This is a genomic window from Longimicrobiaceae bacterium (genome assembly GCA_035696245.1).
Taxonomy (GTDB): Bacteria; Gemmatimonadota; Gemmatimonadetes; order Longimicrobiales; family Longimicrobiaceae; genus DASRQW01.
Genome location: DASRQW010000106.1, coordinates 1 through 2,345 on the forward strand (window position 1 = coordinate 1; position 2,345 = coordinate 2,345).

Sequence of the window (2,345 nt, forward strand, 5' to 3'; positions counted from 1 at the left end):
CTCGGCGGGTGAAGATCCAAGTGCCTGACCTCCGCCTCCAAGACTATGCGGCCCTCCCCACAGGCACGGCGCTGGAGCGAACTCCCCGCTACGCCGAGCGGAAATGCATCCCGCGTAGCAAATAGTTGGAACAGATGACCTCCGTGTCGGCCCGCGCCGCCTGCGACAGCGTTTCCGCACTCCCGTAATCGTTCGCCCGGCTGGTGGGATCGGAAGATGCGCATCGACCGGAGTTCTGTAGATGCGCATCATCGTGCTGGGGTGGATGCTCTGGAGATGGCCCTCAGCCGATGCGCCTGCGTGTTCGCGTCGATGCGTCCCAAGTCCGCATCTGCCGAATCGAATTCCATCGGTCCCCCGCATCTACCGTCGCATCGTTTTCGTCGCATCCTTCCCGATGATCGGCTGTGGATCATCTCGGTAGATGGACGGCGACACATCACCGTCTTAACACATCAGGCACCTGGCGCGTCTTGTGGATGAACGGCGGAGCTGCCGCCGGTCGTCCACGCCGAACGCTACGGAGCCCGGACCATGTTCTCCACTCGCACCATCCTGCTCGCCGCGGGGCTGCTCGCCGCCTCGCACCTGCACGCCCACGCGCTCCTGGCGCAGGACGCGCCCGCCGCGCATCGTGAAGGCGCGGGGCAGCGCGGCATGCAGCACGACCCCATGCAGATGCTGCTGGACCACCGCGCCGACCTGGGCCTCAGCGACGACCAGGTCACCCGCCTGCGCGCCATCAACGCCGACGTGATGCGCCAGATGGAGCCGCTGCACCAGCAGATGCAGCAGATGCACGCCGCGATGGGCCAGCAGGGCGGCGGCGACGCCCAGGCCGCGCACCAGCAGATGCATCCGCTGATGGAGCAGCTGCACAAGATCCACGACGAAGCCATGCAGCGCGTGTCGCAGGTGCTCACGCCCGAGCAGATGCAGAAGGTCCACCAGCTGATGCCGCACCACGACGGCCAGCAGGGACACGACGGCGGCCACGGCGCGGCATCGCGCTGACCCCGTGGGACCACGCGCTCCCTGCCGGCGAGCGGGGAGCGCTGCGGGCCCGCGGACCGGCCGCGGGCGCACCGGCGCCGCGATGGCGCTCACCCGGCGGGAAGGCGCGCCCGAACTTGCTGCGAAGGGACGTGGTAGACACCGACGCGGCGCTGGTGGGCCGCGCACGCGAGGGCGACGCGGGCGCCTTCGAGACGCTGGTGCGCAGGCACCTGAAGGCGGCGTACGCGGTGGCGCTCGCCCAGCTCGGCGAGCCCGCGGACGCGGAAGACGCGGTGCAGGACGCGTTCGTCGCCGCGCTGAAGCGCATTGAGGAGTGCCGCTCTCCGGACCAGTTCGGCGCGTGGCTGTGCGCCATCGTGCGCAACCGCGCGCGCGACCGGCGGCGGTTCGAATCCGTTCGCGGCGCGCTGCCGCTGGACGCTGCGGCGAACACGGCGTGCGGCGACGACCCGCTGCGCGACGCGGAGGAGAGCCAGGTGCGCACGGACCTTCTGGCGGCGATGGAGGGCTTGACGCCGCTCCAGCGCGAGGTGGTGCTGCTGTACGACTGGGAGGGCTGGAGCCACAAGGAGATCGGGGCCCGGCTGGGCATCAGCAGCGGGTCCGCCCGCGTGCACCTCTTCAACGCGCGGCGGGCCCTGCGGGGCTGGCTGGCCGGGCGACACATGGAGAAGCCGTGAACATGGAAGACGAGTTCCGCGACCTCGCCCCGCTCGACCCATCGGCAAGCGAGGCGCGGTGGGAGCGGATGGTGGCGGGCATCTCCGCCGCCGCGGCGCCGGAGCTGGGCCGCCGCGCGGCGCTGCCCGAGCCGGGGCTGCTGGTGCTCCTGGCCGGCTACGTGCGCCCAGCCGTCTCCGCCGCGGCGCTGCTGGCGGCCGCCGCGAGCGCCGTCCTCATCGCATCCGGCGGCCCGGCGGCGGCGGTGGATGCGGAGCGGCCGTCGCAGGCGCAGGTGGCGGCGGGGCTGGGCTATCCGGCACCCGTGGCGGGCTGGCTGGACCCGCGCGAGACGCCTTCCACCGGCGAGATGCTGGCGGCCATGCAGGGAGGCGGCCGATGAGCACTCCGCGCCGCGCCGGGCTGCTGGCGGCCCTCAGCCTCGTCGTCACCTTCCTCGCCGGCGCGGTCGTGGGCGGCGCCGTCGTGCGCGCGCACGACCACCGCTGGTTCATGCACGGCGTAGCAGGAATGCACGGCGCGCCGCCCGAGCACGACCTGTTCGCGCCGGACGGAGCGCTCGGCCGACGGCTGAAGCTCACGCCCGCGCAGCACGACAGCATCGAGCACATCGTGCGGGGCGAGCGGACGCGCGCGCAGGCCATGCT

4 protein-coding genes are annotated in these 2,345 nt (G+C 72.2%); all 4 read left to right on the forward strand.

The window, feature by feature from the left end; genetic code table 11:
- Positions 1-534: 534 nt before the first annotated feature.
- Positions 535-1,014 (forward strand): Spy/CpxP family protein refolding chaperone, encoded by a 480-nt coding sequence (locus VFE05_04735; GenBank protein HET6229363.1) that lies wholly within the window; start codon positions 535-537, stop codon positions 1,012-1,014.
- A 131-nt stretch (positions 1,015-1,145) separates the two neighbouring features.
- Positions 1,146-1,697, forward strand: coding sequence for a sigma-70 family RNA polymerase sigma factor (locus VFE05_04740; protein ID HET6229364.1), 552 nt, complete (start codon positions 1,146-1,148; stop codon positions 1,695-1,697).
- Positions 1,694-2,080 (forward strand): hypothetical protein, encoded by a 387-nt coding sequence (locus VFE05_04745; GenBank protein HET6229365.1) that lies wholly within the window; start codon positions 1,694-1,696, stop codon positions 2,078-2,080. Before VFE05_04740 ends, VFE05_04745 begins: the two co-directional genes overlap by 4 nt.
- Positions 2,077-2,345 (forward strand): hypothetical protein (locus VFE05_04750; GenBank protein ID HET6229366.1); only part of this gene is annotated, 269 nt, incomplete at its 3' end. The genes VFE05_04745 and VFE05_04750, both read left to right, overlap by 4 nt.